Source organism: Stieleria magnilauensis (assembly GCA_007753675.1).
Classification (GTDB): domain Bacteria; phylum Planctomycetota; class Planctomycetia; order Pirellulales; family Pirellulaceae; genus Stieleria; species Stieleria magnilauensis.
Genome location: CP036432.1, coordinates 668,657 through 689,331, shown reverse-complemented (window position 1 = coordinate 689,331; position 20,675 = coordinate 668,657). Strand labels below are relative to the sequence as shown.

The 20,675-nt window shown below is 58.5% G+C and carries 12 protein-coding genes; 7 read left to right on the top strand and 5 right to left on the bottom strand.

Annotated features, from left to right (window positions below; translation table 11 throughout):
* Positions 1-53 precede the first annotated feature (53 nt).
* Positions 54-2,153, bottom strand: a complete 2,100-nt coding sequence (locus tag TBK1r_RS02565) for a sensor histidine kinase (protein ID WP_419580897.1) — start codon at positions 2,151-2,153, stop codon at positions 54-56.
* Positions 2,154-2,409: 256 nt separating this feature from the next.
* Positions 2,410-3,672 (bottom strand): DUF1559 domain-containing protein, encoded by a 1,263-nt coding sequence (locus TBK1r_RS02560; RefSeq protein ID WP_145207384.1) that lies wholly within the window; start codon positions 3,670-3,672, stop codon positions 2,410-2,412.
* 267 nt (positions 3,673-3,939) lie between these two features.
* On the opposite strand from TBK1r_RS02560, the gene TBK1r_RS02555 reads away from it, so the two are divergent.
* Positions 3,940-4,122 carry a hypothetical protein gene (locus TBK1r_RS02555; protein WP_145207383.1) on the top strand — a complete coding sequence of 61 codons (183 nt, stop codon included), beginning with the start codon at positions 3,940-3,942 and terminating at the stop codon, positions 4,120-4,122.
* Between the two features lie 11 nt (positions 4,123-4,133).
* Entirely contained in the window at positions 4,134-8,924 is a 4,791-nt protein-coding gene (locus TBK1r_RS38165) for a family 78 glycoside hydrolase catalytic domain (protein ID WP_419580896.1), read from the top strand.
* Between the two features lie 151 nt (positions 8,925-9,075).
* Here the strand turns inward: TBK1r_RS38165 and TBK1r_RS02540 are convergent, their stop codons facing one another.
* Positions 9,076-9,387, bottom strand: a complete 312-nt coding sequence (locus tag TBK1r_RS02540) for a hypothetical protein (protein WP_145207382.1) — start codon at positions 9,385-9,387, stop codon at positions 9,076-9,078.
* A 398-nt stretch (positions 9,388-9,785) separates the two neighbouring features.
* Here TBK1r_RS02540 and TBK1r_RS02535 point away from each other — a divergent pair, with 398 nt between their 5' ends.
* Positions 9,786-10,163, top strand: coding sequence for a hypothetical protein (locus TBK1r_RS02535; RefSeq protein ID WP_145207381.1), 378 nt, complete (start codon positions 9,786-9,788; stop codon positions 10,161-10,163).
* A 213-nt stretch (positions 10,164-10,376) separates the two neighbouring features.
* On the opposite strand, the gene fae is transcribed toward TBK1r_RS02535, so the two are convergent.
* Complete coding sequence (gene fae, locus TBK1r_RS02530) at positions 10,377-10,925, bottom strand: formaldehyde-activating enzyme (RefSeq protein ID WP_095738669.1); 549 nt, start codon at positions 10,923-10,925, stop codon at positions 10,377-10,379.
* A 240-nt stretch (positions 10,926-11,165) separates the two neighbouring features.
* Between fae and TBK1r_RS02525 the strand changes: the two genes are divergently transcribed.
* The 4 genes from TBK1r_RS02525 (at position 11,166) to TBK1r_RS02510 (ending at position 17,283) form a co-directional block, all read left to right on the top strand.
* Positions 11,166-11,810, top strand: a complete 645-nt coding sequence (locus TBK1r_RS02525) for a hypothetical protein (protein ID WP_145207380.1) — start codon at positions 11,166-11,168, stop codon at positions 11,808-11,810.
* Positions 11,811-12,253: 443 nt separating this feature from the next.
* On the top strand, positions 12,254-14,695 hold the full coding sequence (locus TBK1r_RS02520) for a DUF1592 domain-containing protein (RefSeq protein WP_145207379.1): 2,442 nt from the start codon (positions 12,254-12,256) through the stop codon (positions 14,693-14,695).
* A 9-nt stretch (positions 14,696-14,704) separates the two neighbouring features.
* Positions 14,705-16,072 (top strand): DUF1552 domain-containing protein, encoded by a 1,368-nt coding sequence (locus tag TBK1r_RS02515; protein ID WP_145207378.1) that lies wholly within the window; start codon positions 14,705-14,707, stop codon positions 16,070-16,072.
* The gene (locus tag TBK1r_RS02510; RefSeq protein WP_419580895.1) at positions 16,069-17,283 is read left to right on the top strand and encodes a hypothetical protein; all 1,215 of its coding nucleotides are present in this window, start codon (positions 16,069-16,071) and stop codon (positions 17,281-17,283) included. Before TBK1r_RS02515 ends, TBK1r_RS02510 begins: the two co-directional genes overlap by 4 nt.
* On the opposite strand, the gene TBK1r_RS02505 is transcribed toward TBK1r_RS02510, so the two are convergent.
* Positions 17,248-20,610: a protein kinase domain-containing protein gene (locus TBK1r_RS02505; protein WP_145207377.1), complete on the bottom strand. Its 3,363-nt coding sequence runs from the start codon at positions 20,608-20,610 to the stop codon at positions 17,248-17,250. The genes TBK1r_RS02510 and TBK1r_RS02505 overlap by 36 nt on opposite strands.
* Between the last annotated feature and the right edge of the window lie 65 nt (positions 20,611-20,675).

Below are 20,675 nucleotides of genomic sequence, written 5' to 3'. Positions count from 1 at the left end.
GCGGTGTCACTCGAAAAACGAGGGTGCTCCTCTTTGGGACTCAACGCGTGGCGTCACGCGATCTTCGGGTCGAACTCCCGCAACGGGATGTCCGCATGGATGGTCGTGCCAACGCCGCGTTGGCTTTCGATCGCCAGGGTACCGCCAAGACGCTCGATCCGTTGCTCCATTCCCTCCATACCGAAATGTCCGTCGCTGGACGTCTTGCGCGTGTTGAGGTCAAAACCGATTCCGTGGTCTCGCACGATAACCGAAACGTGATCTTGGTCGGGGGAACCGCTGAGTTCAACTTCGATGCGTTCGGCGCGGGCATGTTTGATCGCATTGTGTACGGCCTCCTGGATGACCAGCAGCAAGTTCCCCGCGATAAAATCCGCCAAGACCGGAAAACTCTCTGCACTCTGGATGTTGATCGTCGTGTCGTGTCCCTGGACCAGTCTGCGGGTCATCTGCTTGACCGAATCGACAAACGATCCTTCGGTTTGCGGCAGACAATGCAGCGCCCACACGGTGTTTCGCAGATCTTCCTGGCCGTGCTGAATCATGCGGCTGGCCGTTTCCAAATGGTCTCGAAAGGGTTTCGTTCCGGGCTGGCCACAAGCCTCGAGTTGATAGGCGATCCCCGCCAAGGTTTGCAGCAGGGTGTCGTGCAAGTTGGCGGCGAGTCGGGTTCGTTCTTGAATCGCCGCTTGGAACTCGAGTGCGACATCACGACGGTTGCGCATTTCGCGTGCGAGCTGGTCGGTTCGTTGAGCCAAGGTTCGTCGCATCGTAAACGCCCAAACGGATGCCGAGAGTGCGAATCCCGCTAAGACAAGTAGCGCATTAAACGTTCGGCGAGGGGTCCACCACGACGGAGTGCTGAGGATCAAGAGGTCATTGTGATCTCGCAGAAGCAGATCGACACGGTCCGGTTTCGCCAGACTGGCGGTCGCAACCGGAGCGGAAAAAACGAGCTTGGCAATGCCGGTCGCTTTTAATTCGGTTCCCGGCGTCAGCGGTCTCATGTCGCCGGAAAGGAACGCGGTCGTGACCGAGTCACCGCAATCGATTTGCAAGCGGTGTTGCTCGGTCGCGGATCCGACTTGAAAATCGAGTAGCCGGCCTGTCAACTGAATCAGTTGACCATCACAACTCCTCGGCGTCGTGGGTTGACCTTGGCTGAATCCCTGATGGTCTTCGATGATTTGGGAGATCGTCAATGGAGCCGCAACGGGATCGTCACGTCGCCCGATTCGACGCACCACGGCACCGCGCAGCCCGGCCAGATAACGCGACGTATCGATAAAACCGGATACCTCGACGCGGTCTCCGAGCTCGATCGAGAGGGGGTCGTTGAGCCGCACCTGGATCCCGATTCCGTTTTCCTGCACGTACAGTAACAAGTCTCCGTCGTAGTACGTGACGGTGCCCTCGATGCGACGGCGATGACGCGGGCGTCCCGATGGTGTGTACCCATCCAGATTTTCGATCGAGACTCGTTCGGCGGCAAACGGATCACTGGCCGGTTGAAGAATCCGGATGTCCTCTCGGTGGGCAATGATCAGCCGGGGACAAACGAATTCCGATCGCCAATTCCAACACACGGCCGCGATCCCCGTCAGATCAACTTCGGCATCGAGCAATCGCGAAGACGAGTACGGTTCATCTTTGGGAACCCTGGTCACGAAGTGCCCGACGCCGGTTTCGACACGCAGTGACCACCAGTTGGACGATTCCGTGGAGATATTCTGCACGACGCCATTGACGGTGACACGCCGAAGTTCATCGGCGCCATTGAGAAACCGTGTGTTGAAGGCACGGGAGGCGGCGGGAAGCTTGCTTGTGCCCAGGATCGTGATTCGGGTGGGCAAGATCACGGGGGCAAACGCGCCGCGATCGAGGTACCCATCCAGCTCGACATCGACCCCATAATCCAGCTCGGGCAAAACACGGTCGCTGTCGAGGAGCACGCCCTCACGAATGGCATGTCCGGAACGGACCCAAATTCCGGCGGTGGAATCCTCGACGCAAAAGCTCTGCGACGCTTTGACTTTCCGTGGGGCGCTGGTAATCCCGTCACCGATCAACGAAACCGTTCCTCGGATTCGAATCGGCCGTCGTTGAATCGCCTGATCACGCGGTGTCGCCATCAAATCCGCGATCCTGCTCACCGAGGGCTCATCGGCAGCCGCGACGCTGAATCCCCAAAGACAGAGCCCAACAGGGAGTAGCCCAAGGTAGAGTAGGCCGACAAAGGTTGCGATTGGATTTGTCACGGCCACGCTTTCAGGTGCATGATCGGCAGGATGAAGCCGTCCTATGTTTGGGCGATCCCGTTAGCTTAACAGGTTTTGCGTTAGCGCAGTCAAAACCTCGCCACCAGGACGGGGCGAGGTTGTCGTTGTTTCTCGATCGATGGCAACCGAACTATTGATTCAATTGCTCTTCAATCGTTTCGCCGGACGCCTTGGTTCCCAGAGCCCCCCACAAACCATAGGGGCTCACTTGTCCGGGACTCCGCGGTCCGGTTTGGCCTCGGCGAACGGCACCGGCGTGACGATCCCCGGCCTCGACCGAATCCGTCATGAACACGACCGCACCATCGCACATCAGGACATGGGCTCCACCTTGGTGGTTGCTGCTCATCGGCATCGTTCCGGAGTTGTCGATCCACTGGCCGACACAAACTTCGCTGTTGGGCGGAAGCACGGTGAAGACTTGCGTGCAGTGGGCTCGCAAGTTGGCCCAGTTGGCACCGCGCGAGGAACGGTTGTTGTGGGCGAGTTCGACCGGGGTGGTGCAATCGGGCCCGCCGTTGCACCAGAATTTTGGCCGATCCGGATCGATCTCGTTTGCATCGGCACAGTACGACGGATTGTTGTTGACCCACTGTCCGCCTCGCCGGACCCAAGAGGCGGCCGCACGGATATCGCGGTTACCCAAGTCCGTGATGATCTCACCCATCGCGATGGTGTTGGACAGGCCATCGAGAACGTCGCGGAACTTGGCCACTTTGCGCATCATGAAGACACCGCGAGAGACCGAATTGAAGTTCTGCACGGCACCCGAACTGTTGGGAGTCAGGTCGCCGCGTTTGTAGTTGCTGATCCACTGTGAGGGAGAGTCGCCCATGCACGAGGCGTAATTGGTGCGGCCCAAAGCCGGCAAGCCGATGCCGGGGTCACTGGGACATCGAAGGGTCGGGATTTCGGTGGCCCAGGGAATGTAACCCGGGTTGGCTGAAAAGTTTCGCGGATTGGGTCCCATGGCGGGCCAACGCGGCGGGTTCGTCAGTCCGGTCGTCGCTGGCGGCGGTGCGCCCGTGACGGTCTTGGGATCCGGGTTGGAAATCTGACTCCACAACGCTTGCTGCTCGAAAAAGGGAGTCATCGCAACCAACGGGCTTAACGCTTCGTGACTGGAATCATTGCCAGTTCGCCACCAACGGTTGTTCTGAAGCCCGATCCCGGTTCCGCTGCCATGTTGGGGCATTTGCTTGAATGCCGCATGGTAGTTGTGCAGGGCGATTCCGAGTTGCTTGAAATTGTTGCTGCAACTCATCCGGCGGGCGGCCTCTCTGGCGGCCTGGACGGCAGGCAAGAGAAGTCCAACAAGGATGCCAATGATGGCGATGACGACAAGCAGTTCCACCAGAGTGAATCCGGCTGCCGCCGATTCTCGACGTTTCATGGGGGGCTCCGAGAATAGAATGGGAAAAAAGGGAAGAGAGAACCGCACAGAAGACCTGTGCAGGAGCGTTAAAATTAGCGGGTAACGATCCCCATGCTATTGGCCGATCGGCCAATAGGGCTGGAAGCTTGGTGCGATCAGAATGGTGCGATCAGAAGATTGAACCGTGTTGCGAGTCACGCGACACGCCACCGCTTCCTGTTCAACCGCCGCGGTGGCGACGATTCGAGACCCCGTCCCTTCCTTCCATCCCGAAAGATCCGTCTGATGAAAAATCTCTCTTTTCTTTTCCTGGCAATGACCTGCTTCGCACTCCTTACGATCAGTGGTTGCGGACGCGGTGGGGAAAATACCGTCGTCGAGGCTCCTCCCGCCGTAGAAGAAGAAGTTGCGATGCCCGGCATGACCGATGAAGAATACGACAAGGCGATGGAAGCGGACATGCAATAGTGGACACGGACATGCAAAGCTACACTTCGTTACGCTTCGCGCTGGTGGTGTGGTCGTTAGTACTTGGCTCAACCCTCGGTGACGCGGCTAAACCACAACCCCATTCGCTCCGTGTCGACGAGAACGTTGTCGATCCCATCGGCTTCCACAATCCTTCGCCTGTGTTCTCGTGGAAGCTGCCGGTCGCGGCGGACGTCAACGCACAAACGGCGTACCAAATCGTCGTGCACCAGCGATCCGAGTCTGGCGCAACCGCCGATCCGATCTGGGATTCCGGCAAAGTGGCTTCGGGTCACTCGGTGTGGGTGCCGTACGCAGGCCCGGCGCTCGAGTCCCGTCAGCAAATTACATGGCGAGTGAAGTTTTGGGACGATCAGGCTCGCGAATCCGAATGGAGCGAAGAAGCGTCGATCGAAATGGGCCTGCTTGGTCATGACGACTGGGATGCCAAGTGGATCGAGTTGGATCGCGGAAAACGTCAGCCCGACGAGGTCAACATCCTGAAGGCCGAGTTTGGCAATCGCACGGCGGGTGACGCGAAAACCAAGAACGTAACCGAGAACATTCGGCGGGCGATCCAGCGAGGATCGACTCCGATTCGTGTCGTCCCAGCACGCTTGGGCGGCGATCCGGCACCGGGCGACGCCAAAACCTTGTGGGTCGACTACGAGATCAACGGCGTCCGCAAACAAATCGAATTGCCCGAGAACCGCGCGTTCGATCCGTATCCGGCGATCACCGCGCAGCCGGCGACCTACCTGCGACGAGCGTTCGATGCTCCAGGCGAAATCGTCAAAGCTCGGCTCTATGCATCGGCACTGGGTATCTATGAATTCCGCATCAACGGCAAGCGAGTCGATACCGATCTGCTCTCGCCCGGGTACACGGTGTATTCCGAACGCGTCGAATCGTTGACGTACGACGTGACCGATTTGGTCAATGTCGGCAGCAACGTGATCGGTGCGACGCTTGGCGAAGGCTGGTATGCGGGAAATTTGCTGCTGCGCAAACGCACCGAATTAATGGGTTTGACGCCGAAATTGCTCGCGCAGTTGGAACTGACCTACGCCGACGGACGTGTCGAACGCATTGTGTCGGATCAGCGATGGCGAGCAACCGACCAAGGCCCGATTCGAGCGGCGGGATTCTATCACGGCGAGGACTACGACGCGTCGCAACATTTGGGTCGATGGACGCAACCCGGTGACGCCGACGCCGATTGGATGCCGGTCAAATCAACTCCGCTCAGCAACGGCCCCCGAGTCGTCCCGAAACGTCTGCCGCCGGTTCGAGTGATGGACCGACTTCAAGCGGTCAAGCTGACACAGCCTGAACCGGGAAAGTACGTCTTCGACTTCGGACAAAACCAGGTTGGCATTCCCACCATCACAATGCCCGTCAAGCAAGGCGAAACCGTCCAGATCCGTTTTGCCGAAATGCTGCAGCCCGACGGCACGCTGTACACCGAAAACTACCGCACCGCGCGATCACAGGCCACCTATGTCGCTGCCGAAAGCGGTACAGTCACTTATCAACCCACGTTGACTTTCTTCGGATATCGCTATCTGGAACTGAGCGGCCTGTCCGCTGGAGAGAAACTGACTACCGAGTCAGTGATCGCGAACGTGATCCACACGGACTTCCGAGACAAGGGGCGGTTCACGTCGTCGCATGCCAAACTGAACCAATTGCAAAGCAATATCCGCTGGGGACAAATCAGCAACTTCGTTGACATCCCCACCGATTGCCCACAGCGCGACGAACGTTTGGGTTGGACCGGCGACGCACAAGTCTTCTTGCCAACCTCGTTCTTTAACAAGGACGTCCATTCGTTCTGGGCTCGCTGGCTGCAAAGCGTTCGAGACGCACAGAATGAAGAGGGCGAGATTCCACATACTGTCCCCGCAACCAACTTCGGCTATTCGAGCCCCGGCTGGGCGGATGTGATTGTGACCGCCCCTTGGGAGATCTACGAACGAACCGGTGACATCAGGATTCTGAGAGACAACTATGACGCGATGAAAAATTGGGTGAGCGTCTATGAGCGTCGGTCCAATGATCTGATCCCAACCCTGACCGGATTCGGCGATTGGTTGCAGCCGTATGCGAAATCCGATCGCAAGGGAGACACCGCTCAAGACTTGATCGCCACCGCGTATTTCGGTCGCGACGCACGGATTTTGTCCTGGACGGCTACCGCGTTGGCCGAGACCGAGGATGCTGCGCGATACAAACAACTGCACGCCGACATCCGCGCGGCGTTCACCGCTCGATACTTTCCGGATGGCAAGCCGCGTCCCGGTGCGGACACGCAAACCGCGTGCCTGATGGGACTCGGTTACGACCTGATCGACGCGGATCAACGAGAAAACGTCGAATCCGTTCTGTTGAAGAAGTACGAGGAAGCCGGACGTCATCTTCAAACCGGGTTTCTCGGCACGCCGCTGTTGGCCCCTGTTTTCGACGCACTCGGGCACGGCGACATTTGCTACGAGTTGTTGTTCAAACAAAGCTATCCTTCGTGGTTCTACTCGATCAATCAGGGTGCCACGACGATGTGGGAGCGTTGGAACAGCTACAGCCACGCCGACGGATTCGGCGATGCGAGCATGAACTCGTTCAACCATTACGCCTACGGTGCGATCGGTCAATTCATGTACGAGCGAGTCGCGGGACTCTCTCCGGACCCGGCGCATCCAGGCTACCAACACTTCTTCGTCAGACCGCTGATCGGCGAACCGCTCTCGTCGGCCGCCGCCGAGTTGGACACACCCTATGGCATCGCCAAGAGCGGATGGGCGCGCACCAAAACGGGCCTCGTCATCGACGCCATCGTTCCGCCGAACGCAACCGCGACCGCCATTTTGCCGACCGATCGCATCGGAAGTGTCTCGCTGAACGGAACACCGCTCCGCAACGATTCCGTAAAAAAGGCCAACGGAACGCTACTGGTTGAACTGCAACCCGGCACCCATCAATTCGTGTTGAACAACGACGACCTCGCCCAGGCCCCACACGCTGTCGCGCCACCGGAGGGAGGTCGGGAGGTACTGTCATTTGGTCCGACGCAAGAAGTGAAGTTTCGATCTCATCACGTGACGGCGGACGCAACGTGGACGGAAGTCGGTGACATGCCGTTCCAGCATTCGTACCGAATCGAATCGGACCAGCGGTTTAGCGACCCGGCAAACATGCGTGTTCAGATTCCGATCACGCAAGCGATCAAAAAGGGAGACGTTGTGCTCGTTTCGTTCTGGGTCCGACGGCCGAACGCAGGCGGGCAACCGAACAACATCTATTATTCAATCACGGACGAATCGGACGCGGCAGTTTACGCGAACACGCTGTCCGCCTATCGCGAGTGGAATCAACAGGTTCGCTCATTCGTCGCGGGACGCGACATCAACCCTGCCAGCGACGTCGTTCAGTTCGACATGGGCGAGGCGGGCACGATCGTGGAGATCGCGGACCTGCGACTTGTCAATTATGGAACCGATCGCGACATCGCGACGCTGCCCAAGACGACAGTCATGTATGCCGGTCGCGAGAAAGACGCGGCGTGGCGCAAGGCCGCTCTGGCTCGCATCGAAACCATCCGCAAAGGTGATCTGACGATCGAAGTCGTCGATGCGCAGGGCCGCCCGGTCACGGGCGCCCGGGTAACGGTTGCGATGCAGAAACATGCGTTCGGATTCGGCAGCGCCGTCAACGCCGAAGTTCTCGGTGCTCCGCGAAGCGACTTCCCGATCAACCCCAAGAAGCAGATCGTCGTCAGCTGGGACGAGGCTCAGCAGTATCGTCAGGTGGTCAAGAAGTACTTTGACCGCGTCACCTTTGAATCGGAACTTCGCCCCCACAACTGGCAGAGCCTGCAAAGTAACCATCCCGTCTGGCAGCGCAGGAAAACGATCCTGATGGACCGAACGCTGCCATGGTTGCGCGAAAACAACATCGCCGCTCGCGGGCACTACATCGGCTGGGCGCCGATGGATTTCAATAGCGTTGAAAAGCAGTTTGTCGGGAACCCCGAAGGTCACCGCAAATGGTTATGGAACCACATGGCTGACGTGCTTCCGGCAACCAGCAAGTACGTGAACGAATGGGACACGATCAACCACATCATCGGCTGGGGCAAGCACACCTACGAAATGGAATACGGCGGACCCAAAATCTACGCCGAGATTCTGGCCGAAGCTCGTCGCTTGGCTCCGGATGCATCGCACGCGATCAATGAGGGGAAAGTGTTACCCGATGGCTACAAACGCGAGCCTTACAAAAAAATCATTCGCTACTTGAACGAGCAAAACCAATCGCCCGACATCGTCGGATTCATGGGGCACTTTGGTCTGACCACGTTGACGCCGCCGGAAGAACTGTTGAAAGTCTATGACGAGTTTGCCGAGATCGCGCCACGTCTGCAGTTGAGTGAATTCGATGTCGATGCGGGTGACGATGACGCATTGCAAGCGGACTATTTCCGCGACGTCCTGATTGCTTCGTTCAGCCATCCGAACATGGAAGCGATCGTCCAGTGGGGCTTTTGGGAAAAGATGCACTGGAAACCCGCCGCCGCGCTGTGGCGAGAAGACTGGACGCTGAAGCCGGCGGGCAAGGTGTTTGTCGATCTGGTCGCCAGTCGGTGGTGGACCGACGAGTCGCTGACAACCGACGCGCAAGGACAAACCCGAACACGCGGTTTCTTGGGTGACTACCAGATCACCGCCCGCTACGGCGACTTGTCAGAAACGGTCACGACAACCCTCCACCGCGAGGGGACAACGGTTCGCATCCGGCTGCGCTGACAGAGCGGAAAAGGGGTCAGGTAGCAAAAACCAAATGGCCCAACGGGTGCTTCGCATTTTTGGTACCTGACCCCTTTTCCGCGGCACCATAAATCTCAAAGTTGACGGAGCACTTGTATCTGTCGGCAGAACAAGTCACGGACGCAATCGATCAGCGAATGATCGCGCGCAGGGTGTTTGCCACCGGTCGACCTGGCACTCTCACCTCTGAACCTCCGTACGGCGTGTAAAACCGATAACGTGGTCGCGGCACGACCACCGGTGGAAGCGGTGCAACCGGCGCAACCACGGGCCTGCGGACGACAATCGGTGCGGGGTACACCACCGGTGGCACGTACACGGGACGAGCGACCGGGACGGCGTAGCGCGGCGTGTAGATGTCGATCCCCACGTACTGCGCTTGGGCATTGGAAACAAACGTCGCCGACGCCAACAGCGCCAAACCGACAATCAAGGCCTTCATCTGTCTTCTCCAAACCGTTTGTCTTGAGGGGAACCCGATGTCGTGTCGGCAGTCGATGCGACACGCCCGGAGAATCTGTCCCGCAATTGTTCGCTGCCAACGGCGAGAAAGCAAGCTGGCGGATCGGGTGACGCACTGGACACACCGTCGCCCCCCGGTTGCTGACTGGCCGGTTGACGTCATCGATATTGCGAAATCAATGCGGTGATGTGACGCATGCCCGTTCCTCTTTAAATGCCGTGACGCAACCCGTTTCGACACTGAAGGTTACAGACACACATGGCGATCACACGCCGGCAAACCGATCCGCATCAATCAAATTCCGCAACAGCACCACCAGTATGGTAGAATGGTCCCACCCAGACCATTGACAAGAATTTGCTTCACGAGAATTCGCGATGAAATGTCAAACATGGGGGCACAGGCATTCGGGTCGAAGAAGGCTTCGAATCGAGACGTTGGAAAAGCGGCACCTCTTGGCTGCGGCGCTGTTGGAAACGTCACTTCTGCGGGATCTCAACCCACAACCCCCGGCATCAGGTGCTCAACAGTTTGTCGCCGTCGGTGATCGGCTGTTCTTTGTCGCTGATGACGGGCTGCACGGTGATGAATTGTTCGTCATCAACGGAGAGGGCCAGGGAGTCCTGGTCAAAGACATCGGACCGGGCCCGATCGACGGAGAGATCCAAGACGAAGAAACGCCACTGGATGAACTGCTCACCCGACTCGCGCAAGATTTTCAGCAAGCAGCGCTCGACGGACCGCCAATAGAATGAATGGCGGTCTTATAAGGTGGCGTAAGCTTCCAGCTTGCGATCCCAGCACCGCAAGCTGGAAGCTTACGCCACCTACCCAAGCCACCGATTTTCTTGTCACCTATTTTCCTGTCTTGCCGTCTCCCCGCCGATTTTCCTGCCCACTATTTTTCTGCTATCCCGCCTGGTGTCGCTGCTCTCCACCGGCCACGTTCAGACGGCCCCACCGGCGGCTTAGATTTTTCCGTCCAATCCCATTTGGTAATACTTGTGGGTGATCTTGTCCTGGTTTTCGAGCAACCAGTCGATGGAAGGTTCACAGGCCATCGCTTTGTGGATCGCCTGGGCCATGGCCTTGCGATGGATGTCGAACAGGGCTTTGTGGTCCAGCTTGTCCGCGGTCGCGACACCGGGGTTCAACCAGACGCTGCAGATGATCCCCAGGTCATTGCATTTCTCTTTGGGGATGTCGCCGGCACGCACCGCATCCAAAACGCCGTTGGCGATCGCGGCTTGCACCGTCCCCATCAGAATATTGGTGTAGCGATTGTCTTTGACAGTGACCTTGCTGACGCACAACGTGACCGGGCGAACTTGGATATCTGTATTCAGGATGGCAAAGACCTTGGTGTGCCCCTTGGTTTGATCGCCGGTGAGCGTTGCCAACGCGGTTCCCACCGGGCCATCCAACTCGCCGATGACGACTTCGGGTTCCGCGGCGGTAAAGGGTGGTCCGCCGGCGACGAGTGACTCTCCGGTCCGCAAAATGATACGTTCTGACATGGGTTCAACAGATCGAGGGAAGGGTTGAAAACGAATGATGACGTGGCCAGGCGTCAGGCCGACCACGCGTGATAGCCGAACAGTGTAAGGGATCGGCGCGAAGCCCCGGTGTGAAAACTTTTCACACCGCGCTGTTCTTGCGCATCGCGATTGACGCATGCGACAAGCTTGTGCTAATTCGGATCCACCCAAGAATGTGGGTGGAATTTTCAACAGGAGTCGGTTTCACGCGGGTTTCTCATGACAATGATTTTGGATCAGCCACGACGGGCGAACGCCTCCCGTTGCTTTGATTGCGGGTTGTTGCTTTGCACGTTGGTGGCCTCCAGTGGATGCGCGACCGTTTTAAGCGAAAAACGTTACGCGGTGACGATCGACAATCCGGCCGCGCCCACGTTCTTTTCCGTGCATGACCGCAAGAATCGAGTGATTCAGCAAGGCATCACGCCTCAGCAAGTCACCCTCGATGCCAAGGCGTTTCCATTCTGGCCGGCCAAGTACTCGGTCGTCTATTCCGGGCGCGAGGCGGCGACGGAGAAACACGAGATCAAAGCGGGCGTGGATCCCTGGATCGCCGGCAACATTCTATTGGGCGGAGTCGCGGGATTGACCGTCGACGGGGCGACAGGATCGATGTTCAAATTGCCCAAGACCGTCAAGGGCAACGTCCCGTCACAGTACGCCGTCACCGACTTGAGCGCCGGAGCATCGATCGCCCACGCGGCGATCGAACCGCCGAGTGATGAGCCAAGCGAAACCGCTTCCCCGATGCTCGCGTCGGAATCCGAAGTCATCCCCGCGTCGACGACCTACAGTCTCAACGACACCCCGGTTCGCACCGCGTCCACCAACGGCAATGACACTCCGTCCACCTTGGCACGCTGACCCGCGACTTAAAAATAGAGAGAGCAAATCGCGCCCGTTGGACGCTGCAGATCTCAGGCATCAAACAGCGATGCAGTGTGAGTCGCCGTTGCCTGGTCGACATCGATCCTGACGGTACGCCTGCCCGCTGAACGCTTGGCGGGTCTCGCGATCTAATCACGGTGCGCTGAACCCGCACTCGTCCGGTCGCTGTCCGACCGGCAATCGCTTGTGTCTGGCAGTGAACTTTCTGCCCACTCTGTGTGCCCAATGATAAATCAATTGGGTTCTTTCTGGCAGCTGTTTCATTTGTATCTAAGAAGCAGAAAGCTCGCCCCTCGAAAGCGAGGAAATAGATATACTTTCAAACCGTCGACGGATTGGTCACGTCTCGTGACACCAGGCAAGGTTCTTTGACGAAACAAATGTATATGCCATGAATCGTGTATCCATAGTTTCCTATCATGAAGCAGATTGTTGCAGCCTGGCTGATTGCATGTTGTTCGCTCGCCGCAGCGCAGGGCGACGACGAAGTCGATGCCAAGGAATTCGACCCGAAGGAACTCGATGCGACCGTCGGCGGCTTCATCGAAACGCACTGCATCGAATGCCATGACCGGCAGGCCGCTAGCGGCGATTTCCGGGTCGACAATCTGTCGCCGAAAGTCGGTTTCGAAGACACGCCGCGGTGGGTCGAGATCATGGAGCGGATCAAGTCAGGCGAGATGCCTCCGGACGATGCCGCCGAACAACCGACCGCGGATCAGCGAGCCGATATCGTCGAGTGGATCGCGGCGCGGATGAAGGAAGGTGAGTCGGCGCGTCTGGCGAAGCGCGAGCGAGTTTCCTATCGGCGGCTCACACGCGAAGAATACGTGTACACCGTTCGCGATCTGATCGGGGTGGAATACGACGCGAGCGATCCCGGCGGACTTTTTGAAGATCCCCAATGGCACGGATTTGAGCGGATCGGTTCGGTCCTGACGCTCTCGCCATCGCATATCGAGAAATACATCAAAGCGGCCGAAGTGATCTTGGATGAAGCATATCCGGACGAGCCGATCGAGTACCGCGAAGCCGGCAAGCGGGCGATGGAGATCAAGGAGACCCACCATCATTTCCAGCGACTCAAAGCGGAAGGTATGCTGGACAAGGTAAGAGCCCCACTGACGACATCGGGCCAGATCTATCGCTATTCCAATCCATGGCGATCGCCTGACCTGAAGTTTCCCGGCCCCGGTGTGTATGAGATCAGCTACACCGTCAGCGGATTGAAACCGGACCAGGGCATTGCGCCGCGGATGAAGGTGACCGAGCCCGATCTCGATCGCGTGTTGTTTGAACGAGACATCATCGCGCCGGAAGACGATCCGGTCACTGTGACGTTTCAGGCTCATTTTTCGAATCCGCCGGGCCGCCCGCCGAAGATCTACGTGACGAACGCGAATAAGGTCCCGAATCATCCGCGGACCAACGCGACAAGCGGGATTCCGTTCATCACGACCAAGCATCGCCGCGCGCCCTGGCAGATGAAGATCACCAACCAGGACGGAAGCCCGCGGTATCCGATCCTGATCATCGATTCGATCACCATGCGCGGTCCGATGGTGACGAAGCAGGAGCAACGGCGCCGCGACGAGTATTTGGCAACCGAGACATCGCTGGACACCGTCAGCGAAAGCCTCTCCCGGTTCGCGCGTCGTGCCTTCCGGCGGCCGCTCTACGACAGGGAACTGGAAACCTATCTCGAAATCGTCCGCGGCGAGTTGGAAGCCGGCGAGTCGTTTCGCAATGCCGTCAAAACAGGCATGGTGGCAATCCTCTCTTCCAAAAGTTTTCTGTTCATCGCCGAGGGAGACGAAGAGGCAGAACGGAACGAATTGAACGACTGGGAACTGGCAACGCGGCTGTCCTACTTGCTTTGGAGCACGATGCCGGATGACGAACTGTTTGCTTTGGCCGAGAATCGCCAACTCAGCGATCGAGCGGTCTTACAGGAGCAGTTCAACCGCATGCTTGCCGATCCGCGTGCCGAGCGATTCATGCGTTCGTTCTCGTCCCAGTGGCTGAACCTGCGCAAGGTGGGAATGTTCCCGCCGGACAGAAACCTCTACCCGAACTACGACGACTACTTGGAACAAAGCATGGTCGGCGAGAGTCAGGCATTTTTTACCGAAGTGTTGCGGCACGACCTGACGCTGCGCGAGTTCATCGATTCCGACTGGACGATGCTCAATCCGCGGCTGGCTCGGTTCTATGGCATTCCCGGCGTGGTCGACGATCGCTTTCAACGCGTCGCGCTGCAACCGCAGAATCATCGGGGCGGCCTGTTGACGCACGCGTCGGTTCTGTCGCTGACTTCGGACGGCTCGCGGCACCGTCCGGTGCATCGTGGCGCGTGGCTGTCGGAAGTTTTTCTGGGCAAAGAACCTCCGCCTCCTCCGGCCAATGTCGACCCGATTGAGCCGACTCCGACGGACGCCCCCAAGGCGACGTTGCGAATGAAATTGGAGGCCCACAAGCGCGATCCGAATTGCGCCTCGTGCCACCAAAAAATCGATCCACTCGGGCTGGCATTCGATCACTACAATGCCATCGGACAGTGGCGCACGCACGAAAAGGTCGAAGGAACCGGCGAGGATCCGACCGTCGATGCCAGTGGCGAATTGCCTGACGGCCGGACGTTTGCCAACGCAAAAGAGTTTCAGCAACTGTTGCTGGCAGACCTGGATGCGTTCAACCGAACCTTCATCGAAAAACTGGCCATCTACGGCATGCGACGCACGATGACGATTGACGATCGCGAGAGATTAAGTGCGATCGCCGAGATCAGCCGTGAAAAGGACTACCAGGTACGAGCGATCCTTGAGGCGTTCGTACTCTCCGATCTCTTTCAACAACGATAGAAAGACTCTATGAACATCCAGACGAAAAACTGGCGTCTCGACCGCCGCCACGTGCTGCGGGGAATCGGTGCCAGCATCGGTCTACCGCTGCTTGATTGCATGGCGGACGGTGCAGGTCTGCCGGCGGCGACCGAACCCAAACGCAGTGTCTTTCTTTACATCCCCAACGGCGTCAACACGCTGACCTGGCAGATTGAAAAGGCCGGCGCGGATTTCGAATTCACCTCGCCGCTCGCCTCGCTCCAACGACATCGTCAAGATGTCACACCGATCAGTGGCCTGCACCATCCGATGGTGCTGGGGAAACATCACAACTGTGACAAAGTGTGGCTCACCGGTGCCGACGTTCCGTCCAGCGGCGGATCGTTTCGCAACACCGTTTCGGTCGACCAGTTGATGGCCGAAGTGCAAGGCGCGTCGACTCGATTCCCTTCCCTTGAACTCGCAATCGAAGGCCACTCACTGGCCTGGTCACGCGACGGCATTCAGCTGCCGGCCGATCGCAACGTCAAGACGGTTTTTGAACGCCTGTTCGTGGGGGAACAAGGTGGCAAGGACGTCGTTCGCCGGCGACTGAATCGGCGCGGCAGTATTCTTGATGCGGTCATGGACGACGCCCGGCGGGTGAACCAGAAAATGGGCTCAGCCGATCGCAGCAAACTGGACGAGTACTTGACCGCCGTTCGCCAGGTGGAAATCCGCACCGATCGGGCCGATGCCTGGCTGGACGTCCCCCGCCCCGGACTGCCGAGCGACGCCGCAAACCGCTTTACCGCCAAGCTGGACATCAGCCGGGTCCAAGAGTACCACCGAATCTTCTTTGACCTGATGGTGTTGGTGCTGCGAACCGACATGACACGCGTCATCACCTGCATGATCTGCAGTGAATCCAATGGTGGTGCGATTCCCGACATCGGGATCTCGCAGACCCGGCACGGTTTGTCGCATCACAACGGCGACCCCGAACAACTACGTCGACTCACGCAGACCGACACGTTTCTCGTCGAGCAATTGAGCTATTTCCTGGACCAGTTGAAATCTCACCAAGACGGCGACGGCACGTTGTTGGACACCACGCAGGTGCTCTGGGGCAGCGGCATGTCGTACGGCCACAGCCACGGCAACGCCAACCTGCCCACAATCCTGGCCGGCGGACGCAAGCTCGGTTGGAAACACGGCCAGCACCTCGACTTCAACCTGCCCGTCATCGGTCAATACAACGTCGCTGACGCCGGCGCCCACTACAAGATCTGCGGTCGGCCGGTCGACAGCAAGGCGCTCCTCAGCAATCTGTTCCTGACGATGTTGCACCGTGTGGACGTCGAAGTGGATCAGTTTCAGGATAGCCTGGGCACGATCTCGGAGATCGTGGCATGAGGTTTGTGCGGACGATTGAGTTGCTGTTTGCGGCGGTCGTTGCGTTGGCGGTTTCAACGGCCGCGTTGGCGGGTGATGCGGCCATCCGATTCCGCACCGATGAAAACCAGGACAAGAGCCTGCCGTGGTATCAGCCGGTCAAGGGCGAGTTTCCGCCCGAAGGTTCGGCGCATTGCATCAAAGGAGAGCTGATCTGGGTCGATCACGCCGAACGCGAGCTACACCTTCGCGTGGATCGAGATGATTCACAGGGCGCCGGAGTCCAAGATCTGCCGCTGTTGCTGACGATGTTGCCCTACGGTTCGATCGAATACAACGGCCAGCCCGCGGCGCTACAGGACATTCCCCTGGGCACCCATCTTCATACCTGGTGTTACCCGACCGATCCGGATGACAAGCGTCCGCCGATTGCCAGGCGTCACCAACGAATTTCTCCGGAAGCGAACTTTCGGCAATGCACTCGAATCGAGGATGACTTCAGTTTCCACACCCGGCGAAATCAGGTCTGGAGAGTGGAGGACGTCGACCACCAGACGATGCAACTGACGGCAACGCTATTGGTCGACGGTCAACCGGAAGACAATGCCAAGCGGTTCGGTCTGCTTGAGAGCACGGTGGTCTACCAGGGACATGGATTCGGCACGCTGGCAAGCATTCAACCCGGTCAGCAGGTGCAAATGAACCTCACCTGGGCCACCCTGTACGGCCCAGGCCGTGTGTTTCACATCTGGTTGGACCCGGAGAGTCGCGAGTTGGCGCGCGACCGCCAGCGACGGCGTCATCACGACCACATTCGCCAACGCGGCATCCCGGGATGGGTCGACGCGGTGGATGACGAGGCTTCGACCGTCACCGTGACGTTTTTCGATGGCATCGACATTAGCCTGCTGGAAAGCTTGGATGACATCGTGCCCGAGCCGCTGGGTTGGCCAACCTCCGGCGGTGCGAAAGATGACGAGAAACCGAAAGGGACGCTCGCCGTCGCCCGCTCGACGCTGATGACCTACGAGCCGCTCAACGATCGCAAGGGCGGCAACATCCTGAAAACAAATCAGGTCCCGGTGGTGCCGGGCTGTTGCGGCGTGCAGATTCAGCTTCAGTGCGGCCTGCTGTTGGAAGGCTACCGCCCGGGTGAGATCGTTCGCTTTTTCCCGGCCAGTTGGGAATTTGTCGCCCTACCGTCGGAAGAGCAGTTCTTCGGCCGCGAGTGAACCTGCGTCAAACAGCACGAGGTGATCTCCCTTGCCACCGACGGCGAGTCGATCTCCGGTCGGTGAGAACTGCAGATCGCGAATGGGTGCGACGTCGGTTTGCACGACCAATTGGTTCTCCCACGTTTCGGTGTCCCAAAACAACACTTCGCCGTCGAAGTGGCCGCTCGCCATCACCTTCCCATCGGGGGCGAAATCGATTTCGCCCAACTGGGAGGGATTGGGTTGACGACGCGTCACTTCCTGCAACTCGGGAATCGACCAAACGGAGATCATTCCGGCCAGCGTGCCGGTGACCAACGCCTTGCCGCCGGGCTGGAATTTCATCGTCTTCAGGTCGGCCAGTTGCCGTTGTGCCAACCGTTCACAATGGCCAAGTTCCGATTCCCGCCACAGCGTGATCAGGTTGTTTTCGTCGGCAGTGGCGATCAATCCAGACGCACGGTCTTTGACCGAAAGGAAGAGTCTCGATTCGACGTTGACGTCGGAAGGTTCCAGACGCAGTATTCCGTCGGTTTGCACCAATGGTTGCCAGAGCGGTTTGCCGTCGCTGAATCCGAGTAGCAATCGGTCTTCATCCAGCATGACCTCTCGCGTACCGCCGGGAGTATTGGGGGAATCGATTTGCCGACCGTTGCCGACATCCCAAACCTTGACATTGCGTCCTCGTTGCCGGGTGATCAAACAGCCGCCCGATCCGGCGAACATGAGTTGACAGGTTTCCTTGGTGCCGGTGTCCCATTGTCGCTGCAGGTTTCCCGAATCCGTTTCATAGATCCCGATCCTTCCGTTGGGGCTATAGGTCGCCAGCAGCATTCCGTCAGGCGAAAACGCCAGTCGTCTCACCACGCTTCCCAGCGACGTCCAGGTTCGGTAGAGCTTCGGTGGGGTGACCGACGCAACCAGAACCCCTCCTCCCCGCAGTCCGATCGCCACCTTGCCACCGTCCAGCGAGGCATCCACGGTAAATGGTTCCAGATCCACACGCTGCCGCTGATCGGACACCGCCACGCGGTTGCCAACTCTGCCGGCGCGATCACTTCGATAGATCGTGACGAGTTTTTCGTCGCTGCCCCATAGATCGACACGCCCGCGTCCGGCCTGCACAAACCTCGGCCGCGGAGCCCCCGATGCGTTTCCGACGAAGTCCAGATCGGGAAGAAAAATCTGATCGCTCCACATCCGATACGGCTGGTCCGCGGCGAGGTCCCAAATGCCGACGCTGTGGAGACGACGGCTGAGGCTGGCCAGTCGCAAATCGGACGAGTATCGCCCGCGAAAGAACGGCTCGGTCTGCTTTTCGGACAGGATCGCGTGTTGACGTTCGATCGGCTCACCACGATGCAAGTCACAGATGGTCAGCACACCGGACTGCGACACCGCGCCGACCCGATCACCATCCTCGGCAACCGTCAAGCCGATGATCGCTGATTCATCGAGTTGACGTTCCCAGATTTGCTCGCCACCCAAACGATTGAAAGAAGCCAACCGCCCGGTTTCATCGCCAACCAAGTAGGCGTCTGATCCCGAAACGGTCGCCAGGGCAGTCACTCGATGCGTTGACGATGGTTCCAGCACTTGCGTTTGATTGGAATCGACATCAAACCAGACCGCTTTGCCGTCGCGCCGAGTGAACAGCACGCTGCGGGTGTCACGATCCAGCGCCAAGCGAACCGCCGGCGACTCGATTTGTCCTGAGATCGATGCGATCCGCTTACCCGTCGTCGTTTCCCAGGCACAGACGCCCGACGGCCCGCTGGTCACCAACCATGAAGCGTCATCGGAGATGGCCACGTCCAACAACCCTCGGTCGTCGGCGTTCCATCCTGAAATCGCATTGGCCGTCGAATCGTACAGCAGCCCCCAAACAAAGCCACGAAGATCTGGAGGACAGATCGTTTCGTCGGCCAACTGTTCGGCAACATGGTCGGGTTCGCGCTGGGACATCGCCCCCAGTCGCAACAACGTCTGATTCAATGCGGTGCGTCGAAGCTGGACAACGGAATCGGATATACGCCCGTTCGCCCGCTCCAAAGCCTTTTTGTTTGCTTCGAGAATCAGATTCGCTTGGCGGACGTCACGAGCCCGTTGGTTGGCAACGCTGGCGGCGACGCCGGCGGTGACGGCCAACGTGACCAACAACGCCAACGCGATGACTGACAACGAAGCCGCCCTGCGGTGACGCAAACACCACTTCCACAACGCGTCGCCGGCGCTCTGACGCCGGGCCAAAATCGGTTTGCCTTCCAGGTAGTTTCGCAAGTCGCCGGCGAACGCATCGATCGAGGCGTAACGCTCCGCCGGCTCTTTCGCCAACGCGGTCTCGAGAATCAGCTCAAGATCGCCGCGGAAGCGACGGTCGAGACGGCCGATCGGCAGGGGCGCCTCACTTTTGACGACCTGCGCCGTCTCCCACATCGACTTCTTGGCGATCGGGTAGGGAAGCTGCCCCGATAAAAGTTGATAGAGCACGACGGCGAAACCGTAAACATCGGTCCGAGCATCGATCTGTGACGGCTGCGCATTGAACTGCTCGGGACTCATGTAGCTGCGAGTCCCGATCCAAGCCTCGGTCGTCGACTCGTGGCCACGTTCGTCCGCATTGTCTCGACGCAGACGTGCCAATCCGAAATCGATTAATTTTGGAACACCGTCATGGGTGACCAACAGATTGGACGGCTTTAAGTCCCGATGCACAATCCCTTCGGCATGGGCTTCTGACAAGGCTTCACAATACTTCAGACAAAGTGCGATGGTGTCATGGTGCGACCAATCCGACGTCATCTGTTTGGACTGAACGAAACGCAGGACATCCGTCCCCTCGACCCATTCCATCGTAAAGTACAGCCGCGGTGCGCCAAACACCTCCGCGACACCGGCGTCAAAAATCTTGGCGATGTTGGGGTGGCGAAGCGTCCCCAGCATTTCGACTTCCAATTGAAATCGCGATTTGATTCTCGGTCGAGCGGTGATGTCGTGCAGCAGCTTGAGTGCGACCTTCCGCGCCGGAAACCGCTGCTCGGCCTGATAAACCACCGAGTACACGCCACGGGAGGTTTCCGACAGAATCTTGTAGCGGCCGATCGATTCGGGTACGGGTGCCGCAGCAGGACGTTCAAAGCGAGAAGACACCTCCAGCCAAGCGACGTAGTCCCGCAATTGCTGTGTGAGATGATGGTCACCGTCACACAATTGCTCGGTCGTGACGTCGATCCCCTCGGCCACCATCGCTTCCCAGCGATCGAGCAAAGCCTGCAGTTCATCCGAGATGATAAACTCATCTTCACGATAAGAACGCGTCGAGGAGTCTTCGAAGGAGTTCGACAAACGGAATAGCTCCGCGACAACCGGAATGCGAAGAAAAGTGGCTATGAGTTAGCGTGACGCGTGCG